Genomic DNA, 16,438 nt, shown 5'->3' with positions numbered 1-16,438 from the left:
CCAGACCTTGTCTGGGCAGCGCATTGTCGCACCTTGGGAAGCTTAGCGGCGCCAGGCGGCGCTGGCATCGCCTGCAGCCACCAACGCCAGCACGGCCTCGGTATGCGCGCCAGCGACACACATCTCGGGGGTGTCATAGGCCTGGCCGTCAAAGCGCGGTGCGGGCGCTGCCTGCAAAACACCACCTTGCTCGTGGTACACACCACGCGCCTGCATATGCGGGTGGCCAGCGGCCTCCAAGGGGCTCAATACAGCGCCAAAGCAGACATCGCTGCCCTCGAACACCTGCTGCCAGTGCGCGCGCGGCTCGGTGATGAACAGCGCCTGCAGGCGCGCACGGCGGCGCGGCCACAGCGCCTTGTCCCATTGCGACTGGGGCGCGGCAAAGTCTGGGTCATCGGCCAGGCCCAAGGTCTGCAGCAGCAGCGCATAGAACTGCGGCTCGATGCTGCCAATGGTGATGTGCTGGCCATCGGCGCAGACATAGGTCTCGTAGAACGGCGCGCTGTCATGGATGCTCTGGCCGCGCACATCAGCCACGATGCCGCGCTGGCGGGCGCTGAGCGCCAGGTTCAGCATATGGGCGGCGCCATCGACAATGGCAGCATCCACCACGCAGCCCTTGCCGCTGCTGCGCGCCTGGATCACACCGGCGAGCAGGCCGGTCATCAGGTAGAGCGCGCCGCCGCCGATATCGCCCACCATCGCAAACGACGACACGGGCCGCGCATCGGCCGGGCTGCAGCCCCAGAGCGCACCTGAGACCGCTGCGTAATTGTTGTCATGGCCGGCGCGCGGGGCCAGCGGGCCGCTCTGGCCCCAGCCGGTCATGCGGCCATAGACGAGGGCCGGATTGATGGCATGGCACTCGGCCGGGCCCAGGCCCAGGCGCTCCATCACGCCGGGGCGCATGCCTTCGATCAGCACATCGGCCCCTTGCACCAGGGCCAGCACCAGGGCCTTGCCCTCGGGGCTTTTCAGGTCGGCAAACACCGAGCGCTTGCCCCGGTTGAGCAGGTTGCCCGTCGGCGCTGCGCCCTTTTCCTCGCGCACGATGGAGATCACATCGGCGCCCAGGTCGGCCAGGTGCATCGCGCAAAACGGGCCCGGTCCCAGGCCACCAATCTCCAGCACCTTGATGCCGTCCAATACTTTCATGCTTGTCTCCTGTGGTTGTTGTTTGCGTTGCGCCTTCAGGTCCGGCCAGGTAGATCTGGCCGGGCAGGCCCCGCCGGGTTAGGTCAGGATAGGCTGGAAGTACCAATCAGCCCTTCGAGCGAGCGCACCAGGGTCACCAGGCGCGGGCCGATGTCGGTCTCCAGCTCGCGGCTCTTGGGGTTGTAGGTGGGGACCGAGGCGCCAAACACCCAGCGCTCGCCATCGATGGGCTGCGACAGCGGCACGGCGATCGACAGAATCTCGCGGTGCAGATCGCCATGGCTGCGGCAAAAGCCGTGAAGGGCCAGGTCCTGGCGCGCATCGTCCAGGCGCTCGCGCAGCAGCGCAGCACGCTCGGGCGCGCGGCCATCCAATTCGTCCAGATAGGCCTGGCGCTCGGCTTCGCTCTGGCCCAGCAGGTAGGCGCGGCCCGTCGCTGTGCGCACCAAGGAGACGGCCACGCCGATCTCGGGCGTGAAGACCTTGTTGTCCATGCCATTGGCCAGCTCGGCCAGCACCAGGCGCCGGCCCTCACCGACGGCCAGCTGGATCTGGCCGCCCATGTAGTTGGCCAGCTCCTGCATCTGCGGGCGGGCAAACTGGCGTACCGTCATGCGCGATAGCAGCGGCGAGGCCAGGTTCAGCACTCCTATGCCCAGCACGTATTTGGACAGGCGCTCCGAATAGCGCAGCAGGCCCAGCTCGCACAGGGTCTCGGTCAGGCGGAACAAGGTCGGTTTGGGCAAACCCGTCAGGTCCATCAGCTCTTTGCCACTGAGTTCTTGCTGCTTGTTGTTAAAGCACTGCAAAATACTGACGCCGCGCACCAAGGCGCTGACCAGTTTTCCATCCGCTTCAGAATTCATATTTCAGTATATAAGTTACTTATTACGAGACTAATGTCTCAATTTATGAAATTCTAATCGGGAATGATCCGCTATGGGCAGCTTGCATGCTCGCTTGCTGCCCCCAGCCGCCTACGTGGCGGTTATCTGCAACACTCCCACCGATGAGCCTGAACCAATACGGCATGCCCTCACGCGTGCCCGCCATTGCCGAAATTGGCCGCCTGCTGGCCGGGCAGCAGCTGTCTGCCGCAGAGCAGCAGCGGGCGCTGGACCTGCTGGTGCAAGACCATGCCGATCTGGACGAGGTCGAAAGCCAGGCCGCCCTCTGGGCCATCGCCCAGCTGGGGCGCAGCGAGGCTGCATGCGCAGCGCTTCTGGCCTGCGCCGACATCTGGCTGCACAGCGCCGAGCTGGCCGCCTCGTTTTTGGATGGCTATACCCAGGTCTGCGGCAACACCATCGTGCCCGCTGCAGCGCCGGCCTTTGCCCAGCTGCAGCAACTGGCGCAGCACGACCCTGAACTGGCCGCCCGCCTGCCTCTGTTTGAGAAAGCCCCTTGATGTCCCTGCTGACCACCACCGCCTTGTTTGTGCTGACGGCAATTGCCGAGATCGTGGGCTGCTACCTGCCCTATCTCTGGCTCAAGGACAAGGCGCCGGTCTGGGTGCTGCTGCCCGCGGCGCTGGCGCTGCTGGCCTTTGTCTGGCTGCTGAGCCTGCACCCGACCGCATCGGGCCGGGTCTATGCCGCGTATGGCGGGGTCTATGTGACGACGGCAATTGCCTGGCTGTGGCTGGTCGATGGCATCCGCCCCAGCAGCTGGGATATCGCCGGCGTGCTGCTGTGCCTGGCCGGCATGGGTGTGATCATGCTGGGCGCGGCGCAGCGTTAAACCTGCGCCTGCCTGGTTTTAGCCTTGGTTGGCAGCGCGGCGCGCCTGCACCGCTTGCGCCAGCTGGGCCAGCACCGGCACGGTCTGCTCCATGCTGATGCAGGCATCGGTGAGCGAGACACCATAGGCGAGCGGCTGGCCTTCTACGATGTCCTGCCGGCCTTCGTGGATATGGCTCTCGATCATCACGCCGGTGATGCGGCGGTCGCCCCCTGCCACCTGCTGGGCCACATCGGCGGCCACCTCGATCTGGCGGCGGTGCTGCTTGCTGCTGTTGGCATGCGACAGGTCGATCATCACCTGCTCGCGCAGGCCACCCTTGGCCAGCACCTCGCAGGCGGCCTGCACATCGGCCGCGCTGTAGTTGGGCTGCTTGCCGCCGCGCAGGATGATGTGGCAGTCCTGGTTGCCCCGGGTCTCGAAGATGGCGCTCTGACCCATCTTGGTCATGCCCATGAAGGCATGCTCGGACTGCGCCGCCAAAATCGCGTCGCTCGCCACCTTGACGCCGCCATCGGTGCCGTTCTTGAAGCCCACCGGGCAGGACAGGCCGCTGGCCAGCTGGCGGTGGCTCTGGCTTTCGGTGGTGCGCGCACCAATGGCGCCCCAGCTGACCAGGTCGCTGATGAACTGCGGCGAGAGCAGGTCCAAAAACTCGGTGCCGGCTGGCAGGCCCAGCGCCAGAATATCGAGCAGCAGGCGGCGCGCCAGTTCCAGCCCCTCGTTGACGGCAAAGCTGCCATCGAGGTGCGGGTCGTTGATATAGCCCTTCCAGCCCACCGTCGTGCGCGGCTTCTCGAAGTACACGCGCATCACCACCAGCAGGTCATCCTTCAAAGCCTCGGCCTGCACCTTGAGCTGGCGGGCATAGTCCATTGCCAGGTCATGGTCGTGGATGGAGCAAGGGCCCACCACGACGACCAGGCGGTCGTCCTGCCCGTGCAGGATCTTGGAGATGGCCGCGCGGCTCGATTCCACCAGCTGGTAGGCCTCGTCGGTGATCGGCAGCCACTCCTCGAGCAAGGCGGGCGTGATCAGCGGCCGCACCACCTTGATGCGGGTGTCATCGATGCGGGTCTTGTCAACCGTGGAAAGCCGGGACGGGGACTTGCGAGGCACGGTGCCTGCAGCGGTAGAGGAATCGGTCATCCCGCTATTGTCGCAGGGCCTGCAAACACGTTCACGGGCCTAAGGCATCCCCGCTGCAGCCACCCGCAGGCCATTAGGAAGAGGACAGCTTCATCAGTACCAAACCGCTGACAATCAGCAAGGCCGCCACGACGCGCATCGGTGTCAGCGCCTCGCCCAGCACGGTGATGCCCACGATAAAGGCACCTACGGCACCAATGCCCGTCCAGATCGTATAGGCCGTGCCCAGCGGCAGGCTGCGCATCGCGACCGACAGCAGACCAAAGCTGGCAATCATTGCTACCAGCGTGATCGCGCTGTATTTGATATTGGTAAAACCATGGGACTGCTTCATCGTGAACGCCCACACCACTTCCAGCACACCGGCAACCAGCAAATACACCCAGGCCATATCGAACTCCTTGAACAAAGGGAAATTTGGAATGGCCAGGCCGTCCTGGCGGTGGTGCGCGCCGCTGCTGCAGCGCCATGCAGGGCCGTCCCTGCGCAATGGGTCCCATGATAGCGGCGCGCGCCCAGACCGGCCGCACAGGCCGCGCATCGCCCGCCAGGCCATGGGTGGTTGGGGCGCAACAGTTGAAGCCGCGCCCGCCCTGTGCTGGCGCGGGCGCTCAGGCCAGCGCTTGGGCCTCGGCAGGCTCCATCTGCAGCAAGTTGCCCACGGTGGCGCCGTAGTAGGTGGCCACTCGTTTGCGCTGCTTGAGCACCGCCTTGTCCTTGCTCACCAGCAAGGCCTGGTGCTGGCTGGCCAGGTCCAGAAAATGCTGGTCGTCCGGATCGGTGCAGCTAAAGCGAATCTTGGGCGCGGCATCGACATACTGCACTGCGGCATCAAAGGCGGCCATTACGCCCTCGGGCGTCTTGCCGTAGTAGCTCACGCGCGGAGCGATCTGGCTGTAGTGCAGCACGCGTTCGAGCTCGATGCGCTGGGCCTCGTCGGCAATCCAGCGCAGCGCGCCCTGGGCCACCAGCGTGCGGATCGGCGGGATATGCGGGTCATCGAAGATCAGCATGTCGAGCACCACATTGGTGTCCAGCACCACCGGCCGGGGAAGCGGTCCGGTGTAACCTTCATTGCACGTTGGCCACTTGAGCACCACCTTCATGGTTGACCGCCTGGCGCGGGCTGCTCTCCCCGGGGCTTGAGCGCCCCCTTGATCATGTCAAAGCGGAACAAGCGGCACTCGATCGGGCCATTCCACATGGGGGTGCGGCGCGATTCCTTCAGGCGCATCTTGCCGGGCAGCTTCAGATCGGGGGTCAGCAGCCAGGCGCTCCAGCCGCTGTAGTTCTTTTTCCAGTGGCTGGCCAGCTGGGTGAAGAACTCGCCGCCATCTTCGGTCTGCGCCGTCTCGCGCCCTGCGCGCTCGACATGGCCCATGCGCTCGGCCGCATTGCGGCCGGCAGCGCCCGCCGCCGCGATACGCTCGCCATACGGCGGGTTGAGCAGCATCATGCCGGGCTGCTCGCAGGGGGGCATGCGCTGCAGCGCATCGCCGCCGCGCAGCTCGATGGTCTCGGCCACACCGGCGCGCTCGGCATTGCGCTGGGCAAAATCGACCATCCGGAACGAGATGTCCGAGCCATAGATGCCCACCGGGCTCTGGGGCAGGATCTGGCGCTCGGCCTCGTCCAGCATCGCCTCCCAGACATGGCGCTGGAAAGGCACGAGCTTTTCAAACGCAAAGCGGCGCAGGATGCCGGCCGGGATCTTGCGCGCGATCTGGGCCGCTTCGATCAGCACCGTGCCGCTGCCACAGCAGGGGTCGTAGAGCGGCTGCGGGTCGTCGCCGTGCGGGTCCCAGCCGCTCGCGGCAATCATCGCCGCGGCCAGCGTTTCCTTGAGTGGCGCATCGCCCTTGTCCTCGCGCCAGCCGCGCTTGAACAGCGCCTCGCCCGAAGTATCGATATAGATGGTGGCGCCATCGGTGGTCAGGTGCAGGTGCACGCGCACATCGGGGTGGTGCGTCTCCACGCTGGGGCGCACGCCGTGGCGGCGCTCGCGGAAGCGGTCGGCAATCGCATCCTTGACGCGCAGCGCGGCAAAGTTCAGGCTGGTCAGCGGGCTGTGCTGGGAGGTGACCTCGATCTTGAAGGTCTCCTTGGGCGAAAACCAGATCTCCCAGGCCACCTCGCTGGCGGCACGGTAGAGGTCGTTCTCGTTGCGGTACATGCTGTGCGAGAGCTCGACCAGCACGCGCTGGGCCAGGCGGCTGTGCAGGTTCAGCAGCAGCGCATCGCGCCACATGCCGCGCAGCATGACGCCGCCGCGCGCCACCAGGAGGTCCTGGCCGCTGGCGCCGGTGATGGCATGGACTTCGTCCGCCAAAAGGCCCTCGACGCCGGCGGCGCAGGGCAAAAACAAATGCAGTTGGTTCATAAGCAGGGGGGCAAGCATACGCGCTTGCCCCATTGTCTGCCAAGCGCACGGGAATGTGGACTGTGCCAGTGGCATTCGCCAGCCCGGCTCCATAGCGCAGCGGTAACGGGTGGCTGGCTGCTATAGTCTGGCCCCAGAGCGGGCCGCAGCCCTCGGTGCAGCCGCCCTTCCCCTCCATCACTCAGAGAGAATGCGGATGCCCTACCTCGGAGCCGGCGTACACGTCATCATTGCGCTGTTTTTTGCGGTCCACGCCGTGCGTAGCGGCCAGAACAACTACTGGCTGTTTGTGCTGCTGGCCTTCCCCTTCCTGGGCAGCGTGGTGTATTTCTTTGCCATCTACCTGCCCAATTCGCGCCTGCAGCGCCATGCCCGCAGCCTGGCGAGCAACGCCGTCAAGGCGCTGGACCCGACCCGCGAGGTGCGCGAAGCCCAGGCCGCCTACGACTACAGCCCCACCGCGCAGAACCAGATCCGCCTGGCCCAGGCCCTGCTGGCCAATGGCCAGGCCGAGCAGGCCTTTGGCCACTTCGAGGCCAGTATGAAGGGTCCGTTTGCCAACGACCTCGATATCCGTTGGGGCGCTGCGCAAGCGGCCTACCAGGCCGGCCATCCGCAGCAGGCGCTGCAGCAGCTGCGCGTGATTGCCCAGGCCGATGTGCACTTCCGCGCCGAGGCCGTGGGCCTGCTGGTGGCCAAGGCCTACGCCCAGCTGGGCGACCAGGCGATGGCGCGCAAGAGCTTTGATTTTGCGCGCCAGCACTCGGGCAGCTTCGATGTGATGGCCGAGTACGCGATCTGGGCTGCGGGCCAGGGCGACTGGCAGACCGCCAACGCACTGCAGGCCGAGCTGAACAAGACGATGACGCACTGGAGCGGCCAGCAGCGCCAGCTCAACCGCGAGATGCTGCAGCGCCTCAAGACCGCCTTTGCCGCCCAGCCCAGGTAAGCGCACCTGGCTTGCCATTGACCAAACCGCAATAGGCCTGCTGCCAGCAGGCCATCCCACCGCCCCGCAGCCCTTGCAGCGCGCCAGTTTGCGCTTGCGCAGACAGCCGCCACAGCACAGTCGCTAAAATCGCTGTCTATGGCAAAAATCATCGTTCTGGCCCTGGTGCTGCTTTTCTTTGGCTGCGGCCTCTACATGCACCTGCGTGGCAAGGTGCGGCACAAGCTGCTGCGCCAGCTGTTTGACCACTCCACGTTCACGGCGCCATTCAATGTGTTCATGCTGATGTTCAGCAAGGTACCGCGCACGCCCTACCTGCCCACCAGCACCTTCCCCGACCTGGCCCCGCTGCAGGCCCACTGGCGCGAGATCCGCGAAGAGGCCATCGGTCTGCACCAGGCCATGCAGATCAAGGCCGCGGCCAACAACGACGACGCGGGCTTCAACTCCTTCTTCAAGACCGGCTGGAAGCGCTTCTACCTGAAGTGGTACGGCCAGGCCCACCCGTCTGCGATGGAGCTGTGCCCCAAGACCACGGCGCTGGTGCAGTCCATCCCCGGCATCAAGGCGGCCATGTTTGCCGAGCTGCCGCCCGGCGCCAAGCTCAACCTGCACCGCGACCCCTATGCCGGCTCGCTGCGCTACCACCTCGCTGTGCTGGCGCCCAATGATGACCGCTGCATGATCGAGGTCGATGGCACGCCCTACAGCTGGCGCGAGGGCGAAGGCGTGATCTTTGACGAGACCTTCATGCACTGGGCCGAGAACCGGTCCGAAGGCAACCGCATCGTGCTGTTCTGCGATGTCGAGCGCCCGATGACCAATGGCTTTGCGCAGTGGCTCAACCGCTGGCTGGGCACGCATGTGGTCGCTGCCGCCAGCTCGCCCAACAACGAAGGCGATCCGCGTGGCTTCATCAGCCGCATCTTCAAGATCTCGTTCTACATGGGCCAGTACCGCCGCCGCTTCAAGGCCTGGAACAAGACCGCCTACAAGCTCACCAAGTTTGGCCTGATGCTGGCCGTGCTGGCCTTGTTCATCTGGTGGCTGTGGCCAAAGTAAAGCGGCACCGTCTCAAAACAAAACCGCAGTGCATAACGCAGCTGCGGTTTTTTTTATGGGCCCTGGCTGCTTGCGCTTACAGCGCCTTGCGCAGGCTGGCCGGCGGGATGCGCATGGCCTCGCGGTACTTGGCCACCGTGCGGCGCGCGCATTCAATGCCCTGGGCCTGCAGCAGATCGGCGATTTTTGCATCCGACAGCGGCTTCTTCGCGCTTTCCTCGTCGAGCAACTGCTTGATCAGCGCCTTGACCGCCGTGCTCGACGCACTGCCGCCGGTCTCGGTGCCCAGGCCTGAGCCAAAGAAGTACTTGAGCTCAAACGTGCCCTGCGGCGTGGCCATGTACTTGGCCGTGGTCACGCGGCTGATGGTGGACTCGTGCAGGCCCAGCTCATCGGCAATCTCGCGCAGCACCATGGGGCGCATCGCCAGCTCGCCATGGACAAAGAAATTGCGCTGGCGCTCGACGATGGCCTGCGAGACGCGCAAGATGGTGTCAAAGCGCTGCTGGATGTTCTTGATGAACCAGCGCGCCTCCTGCAGCCGCTGCTGCAGCGCGCCATGGCCCTCGCTGCCCTTGTGGCTGCGCAAGGCATTGGCGTAGACATCCTGCACGCGCAGGCGCGGCATCACCTCGGCATTGAGCTGCACGCTGAAACCGGGCACCGGCAGGCCGCGCTCATTGCTGGGTCGCACGATGACATCGGGGATGATGGTGTTGCGGTCCACATCGGCATAGGGCCGGCCGGGGCGGGGCTCGAGCTTGGCGATCAGCGCCAGCGCGCTGCGCACCGCGGCATCACTGCATCCGGTCAGTTGCACCAGCTTGCGCACATCACGGCGCGCCAGCAGCTCCAGCGATTCCTGGCAGACCAGCAAAGCGGTCTCCAGCGCCAGCGCATCGGCCTCGGGCGTGTCCGAGCCCTCTTCATCCAACAGGCGCTGCTGGGCCTTGATCTGCAGCTGCATGCATTCGGACAGGTTGCGCGCGCCCACGCCAATCGGCTCCAGGCTTTGCAGCAAGCGCAGCGCCACAGTCAGGTGGTGCAGCAGCACTTCGTAGCGCTCGGGGTCACTGGCGTCGCCAAAGCTTTGCGCGAGCTCGGCCAGCGTTTCTTCGAGGTAGCCGTCGTCGTTCAGTGATTCAATCAGAAAGTAGAGCGCGGCCCGGTCTTCCTGGCACAGGCGCAGCGACAAGGCCTGGCGGTGCAGCACATCCTGCAGGCTCAGGTGCTCGCTGCGCCGGTCGGACATCGGCGTCTCGTCGTCGTCATCGCTGGCGCTGGAGCGCGCGGGCAGATCGCCACCCCACTCTTCCCAGTCCGATGCCGAATCGCCGGCAGCGGCCTCGGCATCGACGCCGGTTTCCTTGCCCGCGCCAAAATCCAGCGGCTGGTCGGAGGTTCCGGGCTCGAAATCGCTACTGTTGTTGGTGTCGGTGCTGGCAGCAGTATCGGCACCCTTGTCGGCTGCGTCTGCAGCGTCTGCAGCTTCGGCAGATTCAGCGGCTTCTTTACCGGCTTCAGCCTCGGGGGCCTCATCGCCCTCGCGCTCCAGAAACGGGTTTTCGTCGAGCATCTGCTCGACTTCCTGCGTCAGTTCCTGCGTGGACAGCTGCAGCAGGCGAATCGACTGCTGCAGCTGGGGGGTCAGGGTCAGGTTCTGCGATACGCGCAGCGACAGCGACGGCATCATGGCTGCGCCTCCCCACGGGCTGGGGCAGCTGGCAACGGATCAGCCCTGCCGGCCCCGCAGCGCGGGACGGCATCTTGGCTGGCACGCCCGCCAAGGCGTGCGATGTCACATACGGAAATGTTCACCCAGATACACCCTCCGGACCTCTGCGTTCTCCACAATCTCTTGCGGCGTCCCGGCGGCCAGCACCTTGCCATCGCTGATGATGCAGGCATGGTCACAGATACCCAGGGTTTCGCGCACATTGTGGTCGGTGATCAGCACGCCAATGCCGCGCTCCTTGAGAAAGGCGACAATGCGCTGGATCTCGATCACGGCGATGGGGTCGATGCCGGCGAAAGGCTCGTCGAGCAGGATGAAACGGGGCTGGGTGGCCAGCGCACGGGCGATCTCGACCCGGCGGCGCTCGCCGCCGGACAGCGCGACTGACGGTGATTCGCGCAGGTGCTCGACCCGCAGCTCCTGCAGCAGCGCGGTGAGCTGGCGCTCGACCTCGGCGCGCGAGAGCGGCTTGCCATGCTCATCTTTTTGCAGCTCCAGCACGGCGCGCACATTGTCCTGCACGCTGAGCTTGCGAAAGATCGAGGCTTCCTGCGGCAGGTAGGACAGGCCCAGCTGCGAGCGCTGGTGGATCGGCATATTGGCCACCGACTGCCCATCGATGCGGATATCCCCGCCATCGCTGCGTACCAGGCCCACGATCATGTAGAACGAGGTGGTCTTGCCCGCGCCATTGGGGCCTAGCAACCCCACCACTTCGCCCTTGCGCACCGACAGCGACACGTCCTTGACCACCTTGCGGCTGCCATAGGATTTCTCCAGGTGCAAGACCTCCAGCTGGCTGCGGTGGTCGCTGTTGGCGACCCGGGCGTTGACGGAAATGGTCGACGAGTTTTCTGCCACGGTCACTTGGCTCCGTCGTTCAGTTGGGTGCTGGGGCGCAATGGCGTCTTGTCATCGGCAGCGGGCTTGGCCGGGGCGCTGGCCTTGTCGTCTGCCTTGCCATCGGCCTTGGGCGTCAGGATCACACGGACGCGGTCCTTCTTGGGCGCACCGGGCTTGGGATCGGCCGCCGCCTGGGCGCCCTTTTGGCCGGAGACCGTGAAGGTATCGCTCAGATTGTTGTAGACGATCAGCGGGCCACTGACCTGGTCGGTCAACGTTGTCTCGCGGTAACGGCGCAACTCGCCGCGGCGCTCAAAGTGCACGGTGTCATCGCGGCCGTTATAGGTGATGACCTCGCCTTCGCCTTCGACGAACTCGTCAGGCGCGCCTGGGGCCGAGTCACGCTTTTGGCGGAAGAATGCGAGCTTGCCCGGCGCAGCAGTCACCACGCCGTGCTGGAAGCCGTCGCGGTCCTGGCTCACGGTCAGCTGCGCGCCACGGATGATGATGGTGCCCTTGGTCACCACCACATTGCCCGTGAAGACACTGGTCTGCTTGAGTTCATCGTGGCGGCCATCGTCCGCCTCGATGTTCATGGGCTTGGTGCGGTCTGCACGCTCGGCGTGCGACAGCAGCGGCACGGCCAGGGCCACTGCCACCAACAAAGAGTTAAAAATACGGTGTCTCATAAGGCATGAATCTTGCTCTGCCCCATTGTAGCCATGCTGGAGCGTTAGGCCGTTTCTGGCACAAAAAAGCCCGCGTGCGCGGGCTCTGTCTCAAGCGTTGGGGAATCCGCTCAGCCTTGTGCAGCCAGGAACTCTACCACTTGCAGCACGTTGCTCATCGAGCCGGCACGGGTTCCGTCGGTGTAGTACTTGCCCGCCACGCCCAGCGATGGAACGCCTTCGACGCCGTAGGACTCTTGCAGCTGGGTGGCCTTGCGCACCTGGCCTGCGACGCTGAAGGAGTTGTAGGCTTCCTTGAACTTGGCCAGGTCCACGCCGTTCTTGTCCATCCAGGCGAAGATCTCGTCGTCCTTGTTCAGGCGCTGGCGCTCGACGTGGATCGCACGGAAAACCTTGACATGTACGTCAGGGATCAGGCCCATCGACTCCAGCGCAAAGTAGATCTTTTGCTGGGGCACAAAGGTGTTGTTGAAGGCCACAGGCACGCGGCGGATCTGCAGGTTCTTGGGGGCAGTCTTGGCCCAGGCTTCAAACTGCGGCTCGAAGGCATTGCAGTGGGGGCAGCTGTACCAGAAGAACTCGATCACCTCGACCTTGCCAGCGGGCGCATCGGGGGTGACGGGCTTGGCCAGCTTCAGGTAGTCCTTGCCTTCCTTGAACTTGGCCTGTGCGTTGGCGCCGGTGGCAAAAGGCAGGCTCAGCGCCGAGGCGGCAGTAGCGGAAGCCGCCAAAGTGGAAAACTCACGACGTTTCATGTTTTGTTAACTCCAGTGACAAGTTGCGGTTAGGAGTGCCCTGCACCGCCAAAAGTTCAACGCTGCACGCGGACGATTTGCGCATCCACGCCGGCGCCATCGAGCTTGCCTTTGAGGCCATCGGCATCATCGCGCTTGTTGAAGGGGCCCACGCGCACCCGGTATACGGTGCGGCCATTGACTTCGCGCTCGCTCACCCGCGCTTCCCAGCCCATCATCGCCAGCTTGGCGCGCTGTGCATCGCCATCGGACTGGCTGCGGAAAGCACCGGCCTGCACGAAGTACTGGAAGCCGTCGGTGCCATCGGCACTGCGCGACTTGGCCAGATCGCCCAGCGGATCGGCGCCCTGGCCGGCCTTGGGGTCGAGCTTTGCGACCTGGGTCTTGTCTGCCGGCTTGTCAGCGGGCTTGGTGGTATCGGGCAGCACCACTTCGGGCTTGGCAGGCTTGTTTTCCACTGGCGCGGGGGCGTTGTCAGCCACCGTGCGCGGCGGCTCAGGCACCACCACGCCCTGAGCGGCCGGTGCCACAGCCGCGGGCGCACGCGCGGGGTTCTTGCCATAGAGCGGCGAGTTCGGGTCCCAGTTCTGGTTGCGTTGCGCCTCGGCCTTGTCCTTGGCCTCGCCGCGCACGCCACCTTTGTTGACAAACGGCACCGGCACATTGGTGACGTACACGGCCACGGCCAAGGCCGCGCCCACGCCCACCAGCAGCCCCAGGATCAGGCCCAGGATGGTTCCACCACGTTGATGTCGTCGCATTGCAGTTATTACCTTTGTTCGCAAAATCACATGCGCTCTGGTGCACTCACACCCAGCACGGCCAGGCCATTGCGCAGCACCTGCGCGACCGCTGCCACGAGTGCCAGACGGGCCAGTTTGGTGGCTTCGTCATCCACCAAGATACGCTCTGCATCATAGTAGCTGTGGTAGGCCGAGGCCAGGTCACGCAGATAGAACGTAACATCGTGCGGCGCATTGCCAGCCGCGGCGTTGCTCAGCATCTCGGGATACTGGGCCAGCATCTGCATCAGCGCCTGGGCCTGCGGCCCTTGCAGCGCGCCCAGGTCAATGCCGCTCAGCGCAGGCAGACCAGCGCCGCCTTGCTCCTGCCAGCCGCGCAGCACCGAGCAGATGCGCGCATGGGCGTACTGCACGTAGAACACCGGGTTGTCGTTGTTCTGGGCCACGGCCAGGTCGACATCAAAGGTGTACTCGGTATCGGGCTTGCGCGAGAGCAGGAAAAAGCGCACCGCATCCTTGCTGGTCCACTCGATCAGGTCGCGCAAGGTGACATAGCTGCCGGCGCGCTTGCTGATCTTGACCTCTTCACCACCGCGCACCACGCGCACCATGGTGTGCAGCACATAGTCGGGGTAGCCCTGGGGAATGCCGACATTGACCGCCTGCAGACCGGCGCGCACGCGGGCGATGGTGCCGTGGTGGTCCGTGCCCTGGATGTTGACGGCCTTGCCGTAGCCGCGCAGGAACTTTTGCGTGTGGTAGGCCACATCGGGCAGGAAGTAGGTGTAGGTGCCGTCGGACTTGCGCATCACGCGGTCCTTGTCGTCACCGAAGTCGGTGGTGCGCAGCCACAGCGCGCCATCTTGCTCATAAGTGTGGCCGCTGGCGATCAGGCGCTGGACGGTCTCGTCCACATGGCCGTTCTGGTACAGGCTCGATTCGAGGTAGTACTCGTCAAACTTGAGGTTGAAGGCCTGCAGGTCCTTGTCCTGCTCGTTGCGCAGGTAGGCCACCGCAAAGTTGCGGATGTTGTCGTAATCCTCGACATCGCCATTGGCGGTGAACGCGCGGTCATCGGCCTCGATGGTCTGCTTGGCCAGGAACGCCTGGGCAATATCGCCGATGTAGTCGCCGTTGTAGAAGTTCTTGGCCAGCGGGTTGTCGCTGTCGGTGGGCCAGCAGTCGTCACCGGGCTTGAAGCCCTTGGCACGCAGCTGGGTGCTCTTGGTCAAGGTGTCGATCTGCACGCCCGCGTCGTTGTAGTAGAACTCGCGGTGCACGCTCCAGCCCTGGCTGCCGTAGAGGTTGCAGATGGCATCGCCCAGCGCGGCCTGGCGGCCATGGCCCACGTGCAGCGGACCGGTGGGATTGGCCGAGACAAACTCGACGATGATCTTTTCATCGCGCGGCGGCTGCATGCCAAAGCGCTCGCCCTGGGCCAGCACTTCCTGCACCACCTGCTGCTTGGCAGCGGGCTTGAGGCGCAGGTTCAAAAAGCCTGGACCGGCGATCTCGACCGCATCCACCCATTGCGCAAAGGCGGGCGCGGCCTCCAGCGCCGCCTTGAGCTGCTCGCCCAGCGCGCGGGGATTGGCCTTGAGCGGCTTGGCCAGCTGCATCGCGGCGGTCACGGCATAGTCTCCGTGTGCGGCCACCTTGGGCGTTTCAAAGGCCGCACGGCTACCTGCGCCAGGCGACAATTTCTCGAGCTCGGCAGCAAGCACTGCGAGCAAATCTTTTTTGACTTGCAACATATTTGAAACTTAGACGAAGCGGTTACCAGCGCCAGGCCGGTTTACCAGCCCCGGGCATAAAACACGGCGACGGCGGCGATCACGGGAATCAGATGGGCTTGCCACATGACCCATTTACGCGTGGCGCGCACCTCGGCGTCCCCGGGCAAAGCGCCATTGTCGCGCAATTGCCGTAACCAGCGGCGGAACACGGCTGTCGGCTTGAACGACAGCACCACGCCGACGACGACCAAGCTCATCTTCAGGTGAAAAAGCGGCTGGCTGACATACCAGGTCACGCCCTTGGCGCCCAGAAACAGGCGCAGCAAGCCGGTGGCCAGCACCGCCAGCGCGGCAAAGGCGTAGATCAGATCGAGGCGCGCTAAGCGCTGCACCACGGCCCCATTCATCCACTCGGCGCGGCACAACGCCGCCTCGCTGGAGAGAAAAACCACCATGGTCAACAAGGCCAGCAGGTGCAGGCAGGCCAGAACAGCTTCCAAAGTCATCGTGTTACTCCATCTTTTTCCAGAAATCGGCACGTTCGTAGTGCTGCTTGACGAAATCGATCCACAAGCGCACCCGCAGCGGCAGGTGCTTGCGCTGCTGGAACATCACATAGATGCCGTTGGGCGGCGCAGCAAAGTCCTCCAGCACCTCGACCAGGCGGCCGGCGGCAATCTCGGACTCGACCTCCCAGGTGCTGCGCCAGGCAATGCCCCAGCCTTGCTGGCACCAGTCGTGCAGCACCTGGCCGTCCGAGCAATCGAGCGGGCCGCCAGGCTTGAGGTAGACCACCTCGCTGGCGCCAGTGGCCGCCGGCATGCGAAACGCCCAGCCCCGCGTTTGCGAGGCCTCGCTCGACAAGGTCAGGCAGTCATGCTGGCTCAGCTCGCTGGGGTGGCGGGGAATGCCGCGGCGGCGCAGGTACTCGGGCGTGGCCACGCACAGGCGCCGGTTGTCGGCCACGCGCACGCTGACCAGTGAGGAGTCGGGCAGGTCGCCCACGCGGATCGCGCAGTCATAGCCCTCGCCGGCCAGGTCGACCAGGCGGTCGCTCAGGTTCAGCGAGATCGTCACGTCGGGGTGGCGCGCATGGTAGAGCGGCAGCAGCGGCGCCACATGGCGGCGCCCAAAGCCGGCCGGTGCGGTCACGCGCAGATGCCCAGTGGCCTTGATGCCCCCGGCGCTGACGCTGGCCTCGACACTGGCCAGCTCGGCCAGCAGGCGCTGGCAGTCTTCCAAAAAGGCCGCGCCCTCGTACGTCAGGGTGAGCTTGCGCGTGGTGCGCACCAGCAGCTTGACGCCCAGGCGCTCCTCCAGCGCATCGAGCCGGCGGCCCATGATGGCCGGGGCCACGCCTTCGGCCTTGGCAGCGGCCGTGAGGCTGCCGCGCGAGGCGATGGCGACAAATGATTCGAGCTGCTTGAGGCGATCCATACCAGACAGAACACAGAAAATACGCAAAGCCCGCTGGCCGCCGCTTGTGCGACGCGCTGGCT

Annotated in this window: 18 protein-coding genes; 4 read left to right on the top strand and 14 right to left on the bottom strand. The window is 65.0% G+C overall.

The features are described 5' to 3' along the window. Positions 1-42 precede the first annotated feature (42 nt). Both DCO45_RS13105 and DCO45_RS13100 read right to left on the bottom strand, forming a co-directional pair. A complete protein-coding gene (locus tag DCO45_RS13105; protein WP_116926262.1) occupies positions 43-1,158 on the bottom strand; it encodes a CaiB/BaiF CoA-transferase family protein in 1,116 nt (371 codons plus the stop codon). An 83-nt stretch (positions 1,159-1,241) separates the two neighbouring features. Beyond that, positions 1,242-2,024, bottom strand: a complete 783-nt coding sequence (locus DCO45_RS13100; RefSeq protein WP_116926261.1) for a helix-turn-helix domain-containing protein — start codon at positions 2,022-2,024, stop codon at positions 1,242-1,244. Positions 2,025-2,167: 143 nt separating this feature from the next. Between DCO45_RS13100 and DCO45_RS13095 the strand changes: the two genes are divergently transcribed. After that, positions 2,168-2,566: a hypothetical protein gene (locus tag DCO45_RS13095; RefSeq protein ID WP_116926260.1), complete on the top strand. Its 399-nt coding sequence runs from the start codon at positions 2,168-2,170 to the stop codon at positions 2,564-2,566. Continuing rightward, positions 2,566-2,898 (top strand): YnfA family protein, encoded by a 333-nt coding sequence (locus tag DCO45_RS13090; protein ID WP_116926259.1) that lies wholly within the window; start codon positions 2,566-2,568, stop codon positions 2,896-2,898. Before DCO45_RS13095 ends, DCO45_RS13090 begins: the two co-directional genes overlap by 1 nt. A gap of 18 nt (positions 2,899-2,916) precedes the next feature. Here the strand turns inward: DCO45_RS13090 and DCO45_RS13085 are convergent, their stop codons facing one another. From DCO45_RS13085 to DCO45_RS13070, 4 genes are all read right to left on the bottom strand, one after another. Then, complete coding sequence (locus DCO45_RS13085) at positions 2,917-4,047, bottom strand: 3-deoxy-7-phosphoheptulonate synthase (RefSeq protein ID WP_116926258.1); 1,131 nt, start codon at positions 4,045-4,047, stop codon at positions 2,917-2,919. Between the two features lie 73 nt (positions 4,048-4,120). Then, complete coding sequence (locus DCO45_RS13080) at positions 4,121-4,438, bottom strand: multidrug efflux SMR transporter (protein ID WP_027010449.1); 318 nt, start codon at positions 4,436-4,438, stop codon at positions 4,121-4,123. A gap of 220 nt (positions 4,439-4,658) precedes the next feature. Continuing rightward, on the bottom strand, positions 4,659-5,153 hold the full coding sequence (locus DCO45_RS13075; protein WP_116926257.1) for a putative toxin-antitoxin system toxin component, PIN family: 495 nt from the start codon (positions 5,151-5,153) through the stop codon (positions 4,659-4,661). Next, positions 5,150-6,427, bottom strand: a complete 1,278-nt coding sequence (locus DCO45_RS13070) for a THUMP domain-containing protein (RefSeq protein ID WP_116926256.1) — start codon at positions 6,425-6,427, stop codon at positions 5,150-5,152. The genes DCO45_RS13075 and DCO45_RS13070 overlap by 4 nt, the downstream gene beginning before the upstream one ends. Positions 6,428-6,623: 196 nt before the next feature. Between DCO45_RS13070 and DCO45_RS13065 the strand changes: the two genes are divergently transcribed. Together DCO45_RS13065 and DCO45_RS13060 are read left to right on the top strand one after the other, a co-directional pair. Beyond that, positions 6,624-7,376: a hypothetical protein gene (locus DCO45_RS13065; RefSeq protein ID WP_116926255.1), complete on the top strand. Its 753-nt coding sequence runs from the start codon at positions 6,624-6,626 to the stop codon at positions 7,374-7,376. Between the two features lie 138 nt (positions 7,377-7,514). Then, on the top strand, positions 7,515-8,438 hold the full coding sequence (locus tag DCO45_RS13060; RefSeq protein WP_116926254.1) for an aspartyl/asparaginyl beta-hydroxylase domain-containing protein: 924 nt from the start codon (positions 7,515-7,517) through the stop codon (positions 8,436-8,438). 76 nt (positions 8,439-8,514) lie between these two features. Here DCO45_RS13060 and DCO45_RS13055 read toward each other — a convergent pair whose 3' ends face one another. The 8 genes from DCO45_RS13055 to DCO45_RS13020 form a co-directional block, all read right to left on the bottom strand. Further along, positions 8,515-10,131, bottom strand: a complete 1,617-nt coding sequence (locus DCO45_RS13055) for an RNA polymerase factor sigma-54 (protein WP_116926253.1) — start codon at positions 10,129-10,131, stop codon at positions 8,515-8,517. A gap of 105 nt (positions 10,132-10,236) precedes the next feature. Next, on the bottom strand, positions 10,237-11,013 hold the full coding sequence (gene lptB, locus DCO45_RS13050) for an LPS export ABC transporter ATP-binding protein (protein WP_116926389.1): 777 nt from the start codon (positions 11,011-11,013) through the stop codon (positions 10,237-10,239). Between the two features lie 23 nt (positions 11,014-11,036). After that, the gene (lptA, locus tag DCO45_RS13045; protein WP_116926252.1) at positions 11,037-11,705 is read right to left on the bottom strand and encodes a lipopolysaccharide transport periplasmic protein LptA; all 669 of its coding nucleotides are present in this window, start codon (positions 11,703-11,705) and stop codon (positions 11,037-11,039) included. 110 nt (positions 11,706-11,815) lie between these two features. Further along, positions 11,816-12,460, bottom strand: coding sequence for a thiol:disulfide interchange protein DsbA/DsbL (locus DCO45_RS13040; protein WP_021025053.1), 645 nt, complete (start codon positions 12,458-12,460; stop codon positions 11,816-11,818). Positions 12,461-12,516: 56 nt separating this feature from the next. Further along, on the bottom strand, positions 12,517-13,221 hold the full coding sequence (locus DCO45_RS13035) for an SPOR domain-containing protein (RefSeq protein WP_116926251.1): 705 nt from the start codon (positions 13,219-13,221) through the stop codon (positions 12,517-12,519). Positions 13,222-13,247: 26 nt separating this feature from the next. Next, positions 13,248-14,957 (bottom strand): arginine--tRNA ligase, encoded by a 1,710-nt coding sequence (argS, locus tag DCO45_RS13030; protein ID WP_116926250.1) that lies wholly within the window; start codon positions 14,955-14,957, stop codon positions 13,248-13,250. Positions 14,958-14,998: 41 nt separating this feature from the next. Beyond that, the gene (locus DCO45_RS13025) at positions 14,999-15,445 is read right to left on the bottom strand and encodes a DUF2214 family protein (RefSeq protein ID WP_116926249.1); all 447 of its coding nucleotides are present in this window, start codon (positions 15,443-15,445) and stop codon (positions 14,999-15,001) included. 4 nt (positions 15,446-15,449) lie between these two features. Further along, entirely contained in the window at positions 15,450-16,376 is a 927-nt protein-coding gene (locus DCO45_RS13020) for a LysR family transcriptional regulator (protein WP_021025057.1), read from the bottom strand. Between the last annotated feature and the right edge of the window lie 62 nt (positions 16,377-16,438).

Source organism: Comamonas sp. JNW (genome assembly GCF_003105075.1).
GTDB classification, from domain to species: domain Bacteria; phylum Pseudomonadota; class Gammaproteobacteria; order Burkholderiales; family Burkholderiaceae_C; genus Comamonas; species Comamonas squillarum.
This window is presented reverse-complemented; position numbering and strand designations above follow the sequence as displayed.